Source organism: Sphingomonas glacialis, from assembly GCF_006439055.1.
Taxonomy (GTDB): domain Bacteria; phylum Pseudomonadota; class Alphaproteobacteria; order Sphingomonadales; family Sphingomonadaceae; genus Sphingomonas; species Sphingomonas glacialis_A.
Genome location: NZ_RCZC01000002.1, coordinates 1,161,172 through 1,176,545 on the forward strand (window position 1 = coordinate 1,161,172; position 15,374 = coordinate 1,176,545).

The 15,374-nt window shown below is 66.6% G+C and carries 17 protein-coding genes and 1 riboswitch; of the genes, 6 read left to right on the forward strand and 11 right to left on the reverse strand.

The window, feature by feature from the left end; all coding sequences use genetic code 11:
• Positions 1–167: 167 nt before the first annotated feature.
• The 3 genes from glpD (at position 168) to EAH76_RS09350 (ending at position 3,902) form a co-directional block, all read left to right on the forward strand.
• Entirely contained in the window at positions 168–1,658 is a 1,491-nt protein-coding gene (gene glpD, locus EAH76_RS09340; RefSeq protein WP_140849941.1) for a glycerol-3-phosphate dehydrogenase, read from the forward strand.
• Positions 1,659–1,723: 65 nt separating this feature from the next.
• Positions 1,724–2,788, forward strand: coding sequence for an NAD(P)-dependent alcohol dehydrogenase (locus EAH76_RS09345; RefSeq protein ID WP_140849942.1), 1,065 nt, complete (start codon positions 1,724–1,726; stop codon positions 2,786–2,788).
• A gap of 181 nt (positions 2,789–2,969) precedes the next feature.
• Positions 2,970–3,902: a rhodanese-related sulfurtransferase gene (locus tag EAH76_RS09350; protein WP_140849943.1), complete on the forward strand. Its 933-nt coding sequence runs from the start codon at positions 2,970–2,972 to the stop codon at positions 3,900–3,902.
• 23 nt (positions 3,903–3,925) lie between these two features.
• Here EAH76_RS09350 and EAH76_RS09355 read toward each other — a convergent pair whose 3' ends face one another.
• From EAH76_RS09355 to EAH76_RS09395, 10 genes are all read right to left on the reverse strand, one after another.
• Positions 3,926–4,306: a GFA family protein gene (locus EAH76_RS09355; protein WP_241659610.1), complete on the reverse strand. Its 381-nt coding sequence runs from the start codon at positions 4,304–4,306 to the stop codon at positions 3,926–3,928.
• On the reverse strand, positions 4,303–5,835 hold the full coding sequence (locus EAH76_RS09360) for an aminoacyl--tRNA ligase-related protein (protein WP_140849944.1): 1,533 nt from the start codon (positions 5,833–5,835) through the stop codon (positions 4,303–4,305). The genes EAH76_RS09355 and EAH76_RS09360 overlap by 4 nt, the downstream gene beginning before the upstream one ends.
• A 48-nt stretch (positions 5,836–5,883) precedes the next feature.
• Entirely contained in the window at positions 5,884–6,507 is a 624-nt protein-coding gene (locus tag EAH76_RS09365) for a DUF938 domain-containing protein (RefSeq protein ID WP_140849945.1), read from the reverse strand.
• Positions 6,504–6,710 (reverse strand): hypothetical protein, encoded by a 207-nt coding sequence (locus EAH76_RS24445; RefSeq protein WP_241659612.1) that lies wholly within the window; start codon positions 6,708–6,710, stop codon positions 6,504–6,506. Before EAH76_RS24445 ends, EAH76_RS09365 begins: the two co-directional genes overlap by 4 nt.
• Positions 6,710–7,006, reverse strand: coding sequence for a hypothetical protein (locus tag EAH76_RS24450; protein ID WP_241659613.1), 297 nt, complete (start codon positions 7,004–7,006; stop codon positions 6,710–6,712). Before EAH76_RS24450 ends, EAH76_RS24445 begins: the two co-directional genes overlap by 1 nt.
• Before the next feature lie 12 nt (positions 7,007–7,018).
• Positions 7,019–8,587, reverse strand: coding sequence for an aminomethyl-transferring glycine dehydrogenase subunit GcvPB (gcvPB, locus tag EAH76_RS09375; protein ID WP_140849946.1), 1,569 nt, complete (start codon positions 8,585–8,587; stop codon positions 7,019–7,021).
• Entirely contained in the window at positions 8,584–9,942 is a 1,359-nt protein-coding gene (gcvPA, locus tag EAH76_RS09380; RefSeq protein ID WP_140849947.1) for an aminomethyl-transferring glycine dehydrogenase subunit GcvPA, read from the reverse strand. Before gcvPA ends, gcvPB begins: the two co-directional genes overlap by 4 nt.
• Positions 9,943–10,067: 125 nt before the next feature.
• Positions 10,068–10,439, reverse strand: a complete 372-nt coding sequence (gene gcvH / locus EAH76_RS09385) for a glycine cleavage system protein GcvH (protein WP_140849948.1) — start codon at positions 10,437–10,439, stop codon at positions 10,068–10,070.
• A complete protein-coding gene (gene gcvT, locus EAH76_RS09390) occupies positions 10,436–11,689 on the reverse strand; it encodes a glycine cleavage system aminomethyltransferase GcvT (RefSeq protein WP_140849949.1) in 1,254 nt (417 codons plus the stop codon). The genes gcvH and gcvT overlap by 4 nt, the downstream gene beginning before the upstream one ends.
• A gap of 162 nt (positions 11,690–11,851) precedes the next feature.
• A riboswitch (glycine riboswitch) is annotated at positions 11,852–11,954 on the reverse strand.
• A 65-nt stretch (positions 11,955–12,019) separates the two neighbouring features.
• Positions 12,020–12,697 (reverse strand): hypothetical protein, encoded by a 678-nt coding sequence (locus tag EAH76_RS09395; RefSeq protein ID WP_241659614.1) that lies wholly within the window; start codon positions 12,695–12,697, stop codon positions 12,020–12,022.
• A gap of 104 nt (positions 12,698–12,801) precedes the next feature.
• Between EAH76_RS09395 and ispH the strand changes: the two genes are divergently transcribed.
• The 3 genes from ispH to rnhA are packed head-to-tail and all read left to right on the forward strand — an operon-like array spanning position 12,802 to position 15,179.
• Positions 12,802–13,764 (forward strand): 4-hydroxy-3-methylbut-2-enyl diphosphate reductase, encoded by a 963-nt coding sequence (ispH, locus tag EAH76_RS09400; protein WP_140849950.1) that lies wholly within the window; start codon positions 12,802–12,804, stop codon positions 13,762–13,764.
• Between the two features lie 3 nt (positions 13,765–13,767).
• A complete protein-coding gene (gene thrB, locus EAH76_RS09405) occupies positions 13,768–14,718 on the forward strand; it encodes a homoserine kinase (RefSeq protein ID WP_140849951.1) in 951 nt (316 codons plus the stop codon).
• A complete protein-coding gene (gene rnhA / locus EAH76_RS09410) occupies positions 14,715–15,179 on the forward strand; it encodes a ribonuclease HI (protein ID WP_140849952.1) in 465 nt (154 codons plus the stop codon). The genes thrB and rnhA overlap by 4 nt, the downstream gene beginning before the upstream one ends.
• Here rnhA and EAH76_RS09415 read toward each other — a convergent pair.
• Entirely contained in the window at positions 15,176–15,349 is a 174-nt protein-coding gene (locus EAH76_RS09415; protein ID WP_140849953.1) for a YegP family protein, read from the reverse strand. The two genes, rnhA and EAH76_RS09415, sit on opposite strands and share 4 nt — an antisense overlap.
• Positions 15,350–15,374 lie beyond the last annotated feature (25 nt).

Genomic DNA, 15,374 nt, shown 5'->3' on the forward strand with positions numbered 1-15,374 from the left:
ACCGCCACCGGGCCCTGGAATGCATCCAGCAATGTTCAAGCACCGTCCCGGAGCAAAACTCCGGTCGAGCGGGGGTGCGCATACAATGCGACTCGGTTTGGGTCAACCGCGCGCGCTGCCTATCTTCGGTGCTTCCGGTGCCACCCCCTAGCTGGTAAGGCCAGTTCATGACAATCAAACCCTATGACCTGCTCATCATCGGCGGCGGGATCAACGGCTGCGCGATCGCGCGCGAGGCATCGCTGCTCGGGCTCACCGTCCTGCTGGTCGAGCGCGACGATCTTGCGGCGCATACCTCCTCGGCCTCGACCAAGCTGATCCATGGTGGCCTGCGCTATCTCGAATATTACGAGTTCAAGCTCGTCGCCGAGGCGCTGCGCGAGCGCGAGCGGCTGGTTAAGGCCGCGCCGCACATCATTCACCCGATGCGATTTGTGCTGCCGCAGACCAATGCGGTGCGGCCGTGGTGGATGGTGCGGCTTGGGCTGTATCTCTACGATTTCCTCGGCGGCAAGATGACGCTGGCGCGTTCGCGCGGGCTCCGGAAAAGCGACACTGCGTATCTCGCACCGCTCAAGGGTGCTGCATCGGGCTTCGTCTATTCGGACGCATTCGTCGACGATGCGCGGCTGACCGTCCTCAACGCGATCGATGCCGCCGCCAATGGCGCCGACGTGCGAGTCGGCACGGCGGTCGAGTCGGCACGGCGCGAGGATGGCCTGTGGCAGGCCGCGCTTTCCGACGGCAGCACGGTGAGCGCCCGCGCGATGGTCAACGCGGCGGGCCCGTGGGTCCACCAGATGCTCGGCAAGCTCGGCGTCAACGCCGCCTCGGGAGTGCGACTCGTCAAGGGCAGCCATATCGTCGTGCCCAAGCTGTTCGAGGGGACGCACTCATACATCCTCCAGCAGCCCGACCGCCGGATCGTCTTCGCGATCCCCTATCAGGGCGACTTCACCGAGATCGGCACGACCGACATCCCGGTCGATGCGCCCGAGGACGCCAAAATCGACGATGCCGAGATCGCCTATCTCTGCGATGCGGTGAACCTGCACTTCACGCAGCAGATCTCCCCCGCCGACGTCACCTCGACCTGGTCGGGCGTGCGCCCGCTCTATGACGATGGCGCGAGCGAGGCGAAGGCGGTGACGCGCGATTACGTGCTCGAGCTCGACACCAATGGGCCCCCGCTCCTGTCGATCTTCGGTGGCAAGATCACCACGGCGCGCCATCTCGCCGAAGAGGCGATGGAGAAGCTTGCGACGCCGATGGGCTTCACCGCCCATCCGGTGAGCCGCGCGCGCGTGTTCCCCGGGGGAGCGATCGCCGATTTCGGCAGCTTCCTCGCCAGCGTACGCGCGACCTGGCCGTTCCTTGGTGACGCGCGATCGGAGCGGATGGCGCATGCCTATGGGTCGATGCTTGCCGAGATGCTGCGCGACGTGAAGAGCGCGGACGATCTCGGATCCGATCTGGGCGGCGGCCTCACGCAAGTCGAGGCGCGCTGGCTCCACGACCGCGAATGGGCGCGCACGCCGGACGATGTTCTCAAGCGCCGCAGCAAGCTCGGGCTCCACCTGTCCGATGCCGCGCAGGCGCGCTTTGCCGATCATTGGAACGCGCTCTTTTCTGCTGCAGCGCAGCAAGACGCCTTGTAACGAGCGGTACACAACCCGATCTGGGGTGCCTCGACATTCTGTTTCCAAAGCCGAGGTACCCCAAAATGACAACAACCGCCCACGCCTTCGCGGCGCCATCCGTCGACGCGCCCTTTGCGCCCTTCTCGTTCAAGCGGCGCGATCTGCTCGCCGACGACGTCGCGATCGACATCCTGTTCTGCGGGGTCTGCCATTCGGATCTTCACACCGCGCGCGGCGAATGGGGCTCGGTCAACTATCCGTGCGTCCCCGGCCATGAAATCGTCGGCCGCGTTTCCGCGGTCGGCAGCGATGTGACCAAGTTCGCCGTCGGCGATCTCGCCGGCGTCGGCTGTATGGTCGATAGCTGCGGGCATTGCCCGTCGTGCACCGATGGCGAGGAGCAATATTGCGAGACGACCGGTTTCGTCGGCACCTATGACGCGCCCGACACGCGTTCGGGCGGCTACACCTTCGGCGGCTATTCCGACCATATCGTTGTGAAGCAGGATTTCGTGCTCAAGGTCGGGCATGACGAAGCCGATCTCGCCGCGGTCGCGCCGCTGCTGTGCGCGGGCATCACGACGTACTCGCCGCTGCATCACTGGAAGGTCGGTCCGGGCCAGAAGGTTGGCGTGGTCGGCCTAGGGGGGCTCGGCCATATGGGCGTCAAGATCGCCAAGGCGATGGGCGCCGACGTCTATGTCTTCAGCACCTCGCCGAACAAGCGCGAGGATGCCAAGCGGCTCGGCGCGACCGACCTGATCGTGTCGAAGGACGAAGCGGCAATGGCAGACCATGCCAACAGCTTCGACTTCATCCTCAACACCGTCGCGGCGAGCCACGATCTCGACCCGTTCCTCAACCTGCTCAAGCGCGACGGCACGATGACGCTGGTCGGGGTTCCCGAGACGCCGCACCCCTCGCCGAGCGTCGGCGCGATGGTGTTCAAGCGTCGCTCGATCGCGGGCTCGCTGATCGGCGGGATCCGGGAGACGCAGGAAATGCTCGATTTCTGCGTGAAGCACGGCCTGACTGCGGATATCGAAATGATCGATATCCAGAACATCGACACCGCCTATGACCGGATGGTGAAGAGCGACGTGAAGTATCGCTTCGTCATCGACATGGAGTCGTTGAAGGCCGCTTAAGTCAGGGGCGGGTTTGGCGTCAGCGCCCCGCACGCCTCACCTCCGTCACCCCGGCCTCGTGCCGGGGTCCACCGCGCACCATCCGCTACAGTGTTTGTGGAGAGGTGGCCCCCGGCACGAGGCCGGGGTGACGATGGGTATATTTTACCCTCCGCCCAAATCCTTCTACAGGGGCCGCGTCATGACAGGCCCCTCCCCCATCACCGTCGCCGCGCTCTACCGCTTCGCGCGCTTTCCCGATCCGGCGGTGCTCCGCCAGCCCTTGCTCGATCTCTGCGCCGCCAATGGCGTGCGCGGCACCCTGCTGCTGGCGAACGAAGGCATCAACGGCACGATCGCCGGCCCGCAAGCCGGTATCGCCACGGTCGTCGCCCACATCCGCACTCTGCCCGACTGCGCCGAGCTCGCCCCCAAATACAGCCATGCGGAAACGATGCCGTTCCACCGCCTCAAGGTCCGCCTCAAGCGCGAGATCGTGACGATGGGCGAACCCGACATCGATCCGCTCGCTAGCGTCGGCACCTATGTCAAACCGGCCGACTGGAACGCGCTGATCGACTCGCCCGACACCGTCGTGATCGACACGCGCAACGCGTACGAAGTGAAGGTCGGCACCTTCGCCGGCGCGATCGACCCGGAGACCGCGAGCTTCAGCGATTTCCCCGCCTGGGCGCGCACGCACCGCGCCGAGCTCGAAGGCAAGAAGATCGCGATGTTCTGCACCGGCGGCATCCGCTGCGAGAAATCGACCGCCTTCCTCAAGGCCGAGGGGCTGGAGGAGGTCTATCACCTCGACGGCGGCATCCTGAAATATCTCGAGGACGTGCCCGAGGCCGAGAGCCGCTGGCAGGGCGAATGCTTCGTCTTCGACGAGCGCGTCGCCGTCGGCCACGGGCTGGCGCCGGGCACACACGAGCTGTGCCGCGGCTGCCGCATGCCGGTCAGCCCGGAGGACCGCGACTCGCCCCTATATGAGGAAGGCGTCGCCTGCCCGGCCTGTGCCGAGACGATCGATGCGACCAAGCGCGCCTCAGCCGCCGAACGCCACCGCCAGGTCAAGCTCGCCGAAGCCCGCGGCGAGGCGCATGTCGGAACGGGCGGCGGTAAGAAGTAGCGCCTACGCCGCTTAACGCGGGGCTATGCCATTCCCTTGCCGACGGTCGCCCGTACGGGAATCCCCGCCCGATCGAAATCGGCCAGGCAGAACACGTTGATTCCGACGAAATCGGGCGTCACGCGCTTGCGGTGAAACGGATAGATACCGCACGTCCCGCAGAAGAAATGCCGCGCGGTGTGCGTGTGGAAGCGATATTCGACCAGCGCGTCTTCCCCCCGCAACAGGCGGAAGTCGCGCTCGTGCACCTTCACCATCAGCGCGTTCTTGCGCCGGCAGATCGAGCAGTCGCAGGTCGTCAGTTCAGTAAAGTCGCTGTCGATCTCGAACGCGACGGCACCGCAGTGGCAGCTCCCGGCATAGGTCCGCACCGGTCGCGCGCCACTGCGCTCGCCGTCGCTCAATAGGACCGCCCAATCAGCACGCGCTCGACCGCGGGCTCGCCGGTGAACACGCACGGCCCATCGATCGCGGCCTGCGTCATCGGCGCGTTGCGGATGGTGAGCTTGAGCTTCTTGAGCCGCTCGACCACGCCATCGAGCGCCTCGCCGGTCGGCTTCGACCATTGCACTTCGAGCCACCCGGGGTTCTTCACGCCCTCGGCGAAATGCGTCTCGAGCGCTGCGAAATCGGCACCCGGAACAATGCTGGCCTCAAGCCGCGCACGCGCCTCACTGTGGAGCGACGCCTGGATCTCGCTCAACGTCGCCGAAACCGCCCCGACGAAATCGCCCTTCGCGACGACCGCGCTGTCGAGCTTGCCATCCGCGCGGTACAGCCGGTCACGGCGGATCACCGAGACGTTGCCGCCCGCGACATCGCGCCCGCCGACTTCGATCACGATCGGCGCGCCCTTCTTGACCCAGCCCCAGCGCTTGGTCGCAGCCTTGCCGAACTTGAGGTCGAGCAACGCGCGCACCGGCTCGCCCAGCGCCGATTGCTGCGCCAGCTCGGCCTGCAGCGCCTTGCAATAATCGACAACCACAGCATCCTCGGGCTGATCGCGCAGCATCGGCACGATCACCACCTGCCACGGGGCGATCCGCGGCGGCACGCGCAGGCCGTCGTCATCGCCGTGGACCATGATCACCCCGCCGATCATCCGCGTCGACACGCCCCAGCTCGTCGTATTGGCGAGCTCGAACACGCCTTCCGAATTCTGGAACTTGATGTCCTGCGCCTGCGCGAAGTTGGTGCCCAGGAAGTGCGAGGTGCCCGCCTGGAGCGCCTTGCCGTCCTGCATCATCGCCTCGATGCTGTAGGTCGAAACCGCGCCGGGGAAGCGCTCGTTCTCGGGCTTCTCGCCCGCAACCACCGGCAACGCGAGGCAATCCTCGGCGAACGAGCGATAGACTTCGAGCATCTTGAGCGTCTCTTCGCGCGCCTCCTCGGCCGTGGCGTGGGCGGTGTGCCCCTCCTGCCAGAGGAACTCGCTGGTGCGCAGGAACATCCGCGTGCGCATCTCCCAGCGCACCACATTGGCCCATTGGTTGATCAGCACGGGCAGGTCGCGCCACGACTGCACCCAGCGCGCGAACGCCGCGCCGATCACCGTCTCCGAGGTCGGGCGCACGACGAGCGGCTCCTCGAGTTTGGCGGTCGGATCGGGCATCAGCCCGCCCTTGCCGTCGCTCACCAGCCGGTGATGCGTGACGACCGCCATCTCCTTGGCGAAGCCCTCGACGTGATCCGCCTCCTTCTCGAAATAGGAAAGCGGGATGAACAGCGGGAAATAGCAATTCTCGTGGCCGGTCGCCTTGATCCGGTCATCGAGCAGGCGCTGGATGCGCTCCCAGATGCCATAGCCCCAAGGCCGGATCACCATGCAGCCGCGCACGCCCGATTCCTCGGCGAGATCGGCCTCGGAAATGACGGACTGGTACCAGGCGGAAAAATCGGCCTCGCGGGTGACGGGGAGTGCATGCTTGATCATGCTGGCGCGGATAGCGCGGAGAAGCGGCCCCGTCACCCCCGCCGCGCGCTACTCCGTGCGGCGGAAGACCAGCAGCAGGTTGTTCGCGGGCATCGAGATCGTCGCATCCAGCACGAACCCGGCCGCCGCTTCCCGCATCGCATCGACTGAACGGATCCCCCAACGCGGATCGCGCGCACGTAGCGACTCGTCGAACTGGAGATTACTCTGCGCGGTCGGCACGTCGTATTGCAGGAACGGTCCGTAGAGGATGAGCGGAGTTCCTGCTGGAAGCAGCCGCGCCGCGCCGGCCATCAGCCCGAGTGTCGCCTCCCACGGGCTGATATGCACCATGTTGACGCACAGCACCGCATCGGCGCGATCGACCGGCCACGTAGCGGTCGCAGCATCGATCTCAAGCGGCGGGAGAACATTGTCGATACCCTCGCACCACGCCGCGATCGACACGCGCGCGGCGGGGTCGGGATCGCTCGGCTGCCAGTCGAGCGCGGGGAACTCGCCCGCGAAATAGGCGGCGTGCTCGCCCGATCCGCTGGCGATCTCGAGCACCGTCCCCGACAAAGGCAGCACGCCGCGCAGCGTGTCCGCGATCGCCATGCGATTGCGCAGCGTCGCGGGCGCATGGCGGCGTGGCTCGACGCCCGCCTCGGCCGGGATCCAGGGCTCGCTCAGACGCGCGCGCCTTCGAGCAGGCGTTTCGCGCGCAGGTACATTTCGAGTCGCCCCATGGCGAAGATGCCGAGCGACAGCGTGGCCAAGCCATCGACCAGCATGCCGACGTCAAAATGGAGCGCTTGGCCCTCGGTCTGCGCGATCGTCTTGACCGCGATCAGCACGACGATGATCGCCAGCGCCCAGATCGAGCCCTTCTGCATCAACAGCCCGGTCGCGGATCGATATGGATCCGCATCGTCTTGCCGCGCTGCCAGCCGATCGCGCCACCGATTACCAGACCGAGCATCGCGACGCCCCAGCCGAGCGGCGTCGGCGGGAACCGGACGAACAGATAGGCGACGACCACGGCGTAGATCGCGGGCACGATCCACAATTGTTCGACCTTGAGCGGTCGCACGCGCATCAAGCTCCGTCCGCGGATCGCGAAGACGATGACGAAGACCACCGCCATGATGGCATATTGCTGCCAGCTGGCCTGAACCTGATGCACCTGCATGTATTCCCCCCGTTATTCCGCGGCTTGCGCGAGTCCCGGGTCCTTCCATACCAGTATCGGCTTGCGCGCCGCCAGCGTTTCGTCGAGCCGGCTGCGCGGTGCGAAATGCGGCGCGGACTTGAGGCTGACATCACCCGCCTTCGCCCGCTCGGCGACTGAGCGAAGCGCCACGATGAACTGGTCGAGTGCGGCCTTCGACTCGGTCTCGGTCGGCTCGATCAGCATTGCGCCGTGGACGACGAGCGGGAAGTACATCGTCATCGGGTGGAAGCCCTCGTCGATCAGCCCCTTGGCGACGTCGATCGTCGAGAAGCCGTCGGCGAGGTTCTCGTCGGAGAACAAGGCTTCGTGCATGCACGGCCCCGAACCACCGAACGGCGCGTCGAGCGTCGTGTCGAGGCTGCGCAGGATGTAGTTGGCGTTGAGCACCGCATCTTCCGACACCTGCCGCAGCCCATCGGCGCCGTGGCTGAGAATGTACGTCAGTGCGCGCGTGAACATGCCCATCTGGCCATGGAACGCGACCATCCGGCCGAACGCGCCGGCATGATGCTCGCCCGCGGTTTCCTCTTCGACGAGGTGGAAGCCGTCGTCGGTCTTCTCGACGAAGGGCAGCGGCGCGAAGGGGCTGAGTGCCTTCGAGAACACCACCGGTCCCGAGCCCGGCCCGCCGCCACCATGCGGCGTCGAGAAGGTCTTGTGCAGGTTGATGTGCATCGCATCGATGCCGAGATCGCCCGGCCGCACGCGCCCGACGATCGCGTTGAAGTTGGCGCCGTCGCAATAGACGAGACCGCCCGCCGCATGCACCGCATCCGAGATCACGCGCATGTCGCGCTCGAACAGGCCGCAGGTGTTGGGGTTGGTGATCATCACGCCCGCGACATCGGGGCCGAGTCGCGCGATCAGCTTCTCGGTGTCGACACGGCCATCGGCGGTCGCGGGGATGTCCTCGACGCTATAGCCGGCGAACGCCGCGGTCGCCGGGTTGGTGCCATGCGCGCTCTCGGGGACGAGGATGATTTTCCGGTGCCCCTCCCCGCGCGCCTCGAGCGCCGCGCGGATCGCGAGGACGCCGCACAGCTCGCCATGCGCGCCGGCCTTGGGGCTCATCGCGACCGAGTCCATGCCGGTGAGCGTCACCAGCCAGTGCGCGAGCTGCTGGATCACCTCGAGCGCGCCCTGCACGGTCTGCACCGGTGCGAGCGGATGGATGTCGGCGAAACCGGGGAGTCGCGCCATCTTCTCGTTGAGCCGCGGGTTGTGCTTCATCGTGCACGAGCCGAGCGGGAAGAAGCCGAGGTCGATCCCGTAATTCTGGCGCGACAGGCGGGTATAGTGGCGGACCGTTTCGGGCTCGGACAGGCCGGGCAGGCCGATCGACGCGGTGCGGGCGAGGTCGCCAAGCCGCGAGGTGGCGGCGACAGGTTCGACAAGGTCGACACCGGTGGTCGTCGTATCGCCGATCTCGAAGATCAGCGCTTCCTCGAGCATCAGCGCCTTGTTGCCAGTGGTCGTCGGGCTAGCCTTGCCACCCGAGATCGGCGCTTCGGGGCGCCATCCGCTTGCGTTGATGCTCATGCCAGTACCTCCTGAAGCGCGGCGGCAAGCGTTTCGACGTCCTCCGCGGTGGTCGTCTCGGTGACGGCGACGACCAGGCCGTTCGCCAGCGCATCCTCGCCCGGATAGAGCCGCCCGAGCGAAACGCCCGCGAGGATCCCGCGATCGGCGAGCGTCCGCACGATCGGCCGCGCCTCGACCGGCAGTTTCAGCGTGAATTCGTTGAAGAAGCTCGTCGTCACCAGCTCGACACCCGGCACCTGCGACAGCCGCTCGGCCGCCGCCACCGCGCCCGCATGGTTGATCGCCGCGAGCTGGCGCAGGCCAGCCTCGCCGAGCAAGGTCATGTGGATCGAGAAAGCCAAAGCGCACAGGCCGCTATTGGTGCAGATGTTCGACGTCGCCTTCTCGCGGCGGATATGCTGCTCGCGCGTGCTGAGCGTCAGCACGAAGCCGCGGCGACCATCGGCATCGAGCGTCTCGCCACACAGCCGGCCCGGCATCTGGCGGACGTACTTTTCCTTGCAGCCGAACAGGCCGACATAGGGCCCGCCGAACTGCAGGCCGACGCCGAGCGACTGCCCCTCGCCCACCACGATATCCGCGTCCATCTCGCCCGGCGCCTTGATCGCGCCAAGCGCGACCGGCTCGGTCACGACCGCGATCAGCAGCGCCTTATTGGCATGGCATGCATCGGCGAGCGGCTTCAGATCGGCGATGCGGCCGAGAATGTCGGGATATTGCACCACGACGCACGACGTATCCTTGTCGATCGCCGCGATCAGCGCGTCGATATCGGTGTCCGCGCCCAGCGTCGGCGCCGAAGTCTCGAGCGCGTCGCCGGTGAACTTGGCCATCGTCTTGGCGACCGAGACGTAATGCGGGTGGAGCCCCGACGAGAGAATCGCCTTGCCGCGCTTGGTGATGCGCCGCGCCATGCCGATCGCTTCCCAGCAGGCGGTCGAACCGTCATACATCGAGGCGTTCGCCACGTCAGTGCCGAGCAGACGCGCGACTTGCGTCTGGAACTCGAACAGCATCTGCAGCGTGCCCTGTGCGATCTCGGGCTGGTACGGCGTGTAGGCGGTGAGGAACTCACCGCGCTGGATCAGGTGATCGACGCTCGCGGGCACGTGGTGCTTGTATGCGCCGCAGCCGAGGAAGAAGGGCGCGTCACCCGCGGTGAGGTTCTTGCGCGAGAGTGCGCTCATGTGGCGTTCGACCGCCATTTCGCTGGCGTGCATCGGCAGGCCGTGGATCGGGCCGTCGAGCCGCGCGGCTTCGGGCACATCGACGAACAGATCGTCGATCGTCGCGACGCCGATCACGCCGAGCATCGCGTCGCGATCGATTTGGGTCAGGGGCAGGTAGCGCATCAATCAATCCTCTCCCCTCCCTGGAAGGGAGGGGCTGGGGGTGGGTCGGCATGAGGCTGGCGTGACGTTCCCATTGAGAGCGACCCACCCCTCGATCCCCTCCCTTCCAGGGAGGGGAGGAAGGCTCAGAGCTTCTCGACGAACGCCGCGTAGGCGATCTCGTCCATCAAGCCGCTCAGCTCGTCGGGATCGGACAGCGTCAGCTTGAAGAACCAGCCGTCGCTCTCGGGCTCCTCGTTGACGAGGCCCGGCGTGTCGGCGAGCGCGGGGTTGCCCTCGATCACGGTGCCCGACACTGGCGAATAGACGTCGGATGCCGCCTTGACCGATTCGACCACGGCGGCTTCGTCGCCCTTGGTCAGTTCCTTGCCCTCTTCGGGGACATCGACGAACACGATGTCGCCGAGCTGGCTCTGCGCATATTCGGAGATACCGACGGTACCGATATCGCCATCGACATCGACCCACTCATGGTCTTCGGTGAAATAACGGCTCATTTTGGACCTCCTGCACGGACGTAGCGGTGGGGAATGAAAGGCATTGCGGTGACGGTCGCGGTGTGGACCTTCCCGCGCTGCGACAAAGTAACGGTGGTGCCCGGCGCCGCGAGCTCGGTCGGCACATAGGCCATCGCGATCGCCGCACCGACGCTCGGCGCGAAGCCGCCGCTGGTGACGCGGCCGATGTCGGCGCCGCTGTCATCGACGACGGTGGCGCCCTCACGGACCGGCTGGCGACCGGCGATCAGCAGGCCGACGCGCTTGGACGCGGCGCCGGCGGCGCGCTCGGCGAGGATCGGTGCGGCACCCATGAAATCGCCCGCCTCGCGGCGGCGCTTCGACAGCGCGAAGCCGAGATCGGCCTGGACCGGCGTCGTGTCGGGGTCGAGGTCGTGCCCGTAGAGCGGCAGCCCCGCCTCGAGCCGGAGCGAATCGCGCGCGCCAAGGCCGATCGGCTTGACCTCGGGCTCGGCGATCAGCGCATCGGCAAGCGCGACGACATGCTCGCCCGGCACCGAAATCTCGAAACCGTCCTCGCCGGTATAGCCCGAGCGGCTGATCCACAGCGGCACGCCGTTCCAGTCGAACGCGCCCGCGGTCATGAACACCATCGCCTCGACACCCGGCACCAGTCGCGCGAGTGCATCGACCGCCTTGGGCCCCTGCAGCGCGAGCAGCGCCTGCTCCTCGAGATGGTTGATCGCGATGCCGTCGGGCAGGAATTCGAGCAGATGCGCGATATCGTCGATCTTGGTCGCACCGTTGACGACCATGTAGAAAGTTGGCGCATCGGGATCGGTCGGCGACGCGTCGAGCGGCGACCATCCCGCGGGCTCGGCGGGTTCGCCAGCTTCCTCGTCCACCGCGAACGGGCTCGCGGCGGGCAGATGCGTGACCATCAGATCGTCGAGGATACCGCCATTCTCGGCGAGCAGTAGCGAATAGCGCTGCTTGTTCTCGCCCAGCCCGGCGATATCGGCCGGGAGCAAAGCTTCGAGCGCAGCGACGACGTCGGCGCCGCCCTCGGCGCGGAAGACGAGCTGGCCCATATGGCTGACGTCGAACAGCCCGGCCGATTCGCGCACCCACAGATGCTCGGCCATGATGCCTTCATACTGGACGGGCATGTGATAGCCGGCGAATTCGACCATCCGCCCGCCCTGCGCGCGGTGCCAGCCGTCGAGCGGCAGCGTCTGCGCCGGAAATTCAGTTGGGGCGATCTCGTCGGGAATCTCGGTGTCGCTCATGTCGGGCCTTCCGTGCTGGGACTACGGCGCGGCTCGACGCCCCAGCGCCGAATCTCACACCGCCCCCTCTGTCACGGATACCTGAGAGCTTTGACCTGCGTGTTGCAGGCTTACCCCTTCGGTGGCCCCACCAACGCGGCGGAAGCGCTTTCCAGAGTGTCGTTAGCCCGCGCGGTCCGGTTGCCTGAGAGATTCCGGGGCGGTTGCTCCTTCGGCGGCCCGGCTGATCCTTGCGGATCCCCGGACACTCTCCCGCGCGTGCCTATGAAGGTTGCCCTCCATCGACCAATTCGGTTTGACGCGCTGCAGCAAGCGAGTCAACGCGGCATATCAGCGCGTCGCGTTATATTTCAGCTGGTCGTCGGTGAGCTGGAAACCGACCAGCGCTTCGAAGGTCGCGCGCAGTACCGCCTGGCGCACTTCGGGGCGGCTCAGCGGATCGATCGCGGCATCGTCGCCGCCCGCCTTGCGCTTCTCGGTCAGCTTCTTGCGGACGTCGTCGGGAAGCGTCGCCGCGGCGCGCGACACCGTCGCGGTGCCGGTGGCCTGCACCACAGCGCGTGCCTGGCCGGCGTCGAAATGGAGCACCGCACGCCCGACCCGCTTGGCGACGACGGCGTTGCCGCCCTGCACCACCGTCACGAAATAGGGCAGCGTAACGTCGCGCGGCGCTTCGGTGCGGACGCGGCGCCCCTCGACCGAGAAGGTGACGTTGGTCAGCACGTCGGCGCCGGTATCGTCGCAGGTCGAGCGCACGTTGGTGAGCACCGCGGTCACGTCGATCGCGCTCGAGTCGCGGCTGGTGGCGGGGTCGAACAGCGTCACGTCGCCGGTATGCGCGGGCACTTCGACGCTCGGGCAGGCGCTGCGGATCGCGGTGATGCCGCCGGTCTCGTCGAAATCGCCGGTATGCTTGCACCCGCCCAGCAGCGAAAGCGCCGACAGCAGGAGCACTGGAGCGGCGATGGTCGATTTCCGGACTGTCACGGGGGCACGCACCTTATTCATGCAAAAGGAATCCGCTGACCGAGGAGGTTTTTCGGTGCAGATGGCGCGCACACCATAGGAACCGCCTTCCGCCCGCGCAAGCAATCGCGTAGGCTCATGCCCTGATGGTGACCGCTTCCAAGCCAAGACTCGACTTGATCATCGCGGCGCCGCGCGGCTTTTGTGCCGGGGTCGATCGCGCAATCCAGATTGTCGAACTGACGATCGAGAAATATGGCGCGCCGGTCTATGTCCGCCATGAGATCGTCCACAACCGCTTCGTCGTCGACATGCTCCGCGGCAAGGGCGCGGTGTTCGTCGAGGAACTCGACGAGGTGCCCGAGGGCGTCCCCGTCGTCTTCTCGGCGCACGGCGTGCCCAAGGCGGTTCCCGACAAGGCGACCGAACGCGGGATGATCTTTCTCGACGCGACCTGCCCGCTCGTCTCGCGCGTCCATCGCCAGGCCGAGCGGCTGGTCGAGGCCGGGCGCCACATCGTCTTCATCGGCCATGCCGGGCATCCCGAGGTCGTCGGCACTTTCGGCCAGGTACCCGAAGGATCGATGTCGCTGATCGAAACCGTCGCCGATGCCGAGGCCTATACGCCGGCCGACCCCGACAGCCTCGCCTTCCTGACGCAGACCACGCTATCGATCGACGACACCGCCGCGGTGGTCGCGACGCTGCAGCGGCGTTTCCCCGCAATGCTCGCGCCGCGCGGCGAGGACATCTGCTACGCCACCTCGAATCGCCAGAGCGCGGTCAAGGCGATCGCGCATGCCTGCGACGCCGTGCTGGTGATCGGCGCACCGAATTCGTCCAATTCGGTCCGGCTGGTCGAAGTGGCGGAGCGCGAGGGCACGCCGGCATTGCTCATCCAGCGCGCGGCCGAGCTCGATTTTGCCTTTCTCGATGGCGTGAAGACGCTCGGCATCACCGCCGGCGCCTCGGCGCCCGAGGTGCTGGTGCGCGAACTGGTCGATCTGCTGGCGACGCGCTATGCGGTGAGCGAGCAGGAGGTCGAGACCAAGCGCGAGACGATCGTCTTCAAGCTGCCGCGCGAACTCGACGCCGTCGCCGCGGCCTGAACGATGGCCGTCTACACACCCGTTTCGGCCGAGCTGCTGGCCGCCTTCCTCGCACGCTATGACGTCGGCGAGCTCGTCTCCTCGAAAGGGATCGCCGAGGGGGTGGAGAACACCAATTACCTCGTCGACACGACCACCGACCGCTTCATCCTGACGCTCTACGAGAAGCGCGTCGAGGGCGGCGACCTGCCCTATTTCATGGATCTGCTCGATCATCTCGCGGCGCGCGGCAATCCGGTGCCGCCCGCGATCAAGGACCGCGACGGCGTCTCGATCCAGATGCTCGAGGGGCGGCCCGCCTGCCTGATCCAGTTCCTGCCGGGCGTCTCGGTGACGCACCCGACCCCGGCCCAGGCGTTCGCCGCCGGGCAGGCGATGGGCCGGATGCACGCCGCGTTCGCCGATTTCGCTGCCGTTCGCGCGAATTCCATGGGGGTGGCGACATGGCAGCCGCTGCTCGAGCGCTGCGGGGCCGATCTCGACACGATCGCGCCCGGGCTCCACGCCGAAGCAAGCGCGATGCTCGATACCGTGCTGCTCGACTGGCCGCGCGATTTGCCGACCGCGACGATCCATGCCGATCTGTTCCCCGACAACGTGCTGATGCGCGGCGACCAGGTCAGCGGGCTGATCGACTTCTATTTCGCCTGCACCGACATCCGCGCGTTCGACGTCGCGATCCTGCACACCGCCTGGTCGTTCGATGCAGAGGGCCGGTCGATCGACCGTGCGGTCGGCGATGCGCTGATAGAAGGCTATGACGCCACCTTCGGGCTGTCGGGCGCCGAACGCGCGCAGCTCGGCACGCTCGCCAAGGGCGCCTGCCTGCGCTTCTTCCTGTCGCGCGCGTGGGACTGGCTCAACACGCCGGCCGATGCGCTGGTGACACGCAAGGATCCGCTGGCCTATCTGCGCCGCTACCAAACCTATGCCACGGACGACCTGTTTACATGACCGACACTGCCGCTGAAATGACTTCCGTTGAAATCGCCACCGATGGCGCGTGCAAGGGCAATCCCGGCCCCGGCGGCTGGGGCGCGCTGATTCGTTCGGGCGGGACCGAAAAGGAACTGTCGGGCGGCGAAAATCCGACAACCAACAACCGCATGGAATTGATGGCGGCGATCGAAGGGCTCAACGCGCTCAAGCGTCCGTGCCGCGTGACGCTGTCGACCGACAGCCGCTATGTGATGGACGGCCTGACCAAGTGGATCAAAGGCTGGCAGAAAAACGGCTGGAAGACCGCCGCGAAGCAGCCGGTCAAGAATGCCGATCTGTGGCAGGCGCTGCTCGACGCCGCCAAGCCGCACCGGATCGAATGGACTTGGGTCAAGGGCCATGCCGGCCATCCCGACAACGAACGCGCCGATCGCCTGGCGAGCGACGCCGCAGTGCTGGCAGGGCGTCGCGGTTAGGCTTCTTCGATCGGCGCGCCAGGGCCGTTCTTGAGCACCGATTCGATCGCGTTCTTCGCGCCGGCCTTGCTCGAATAGCCCTCGGTCCACCAGATCAGCTCGGCATTGTATTTGAACTTGGCGACATATTCGCCAGCCTTGTTCTGCTCGATCACGAATGTGTGCGCCATCGTCGCCCTCCCCGATACGCGGCAA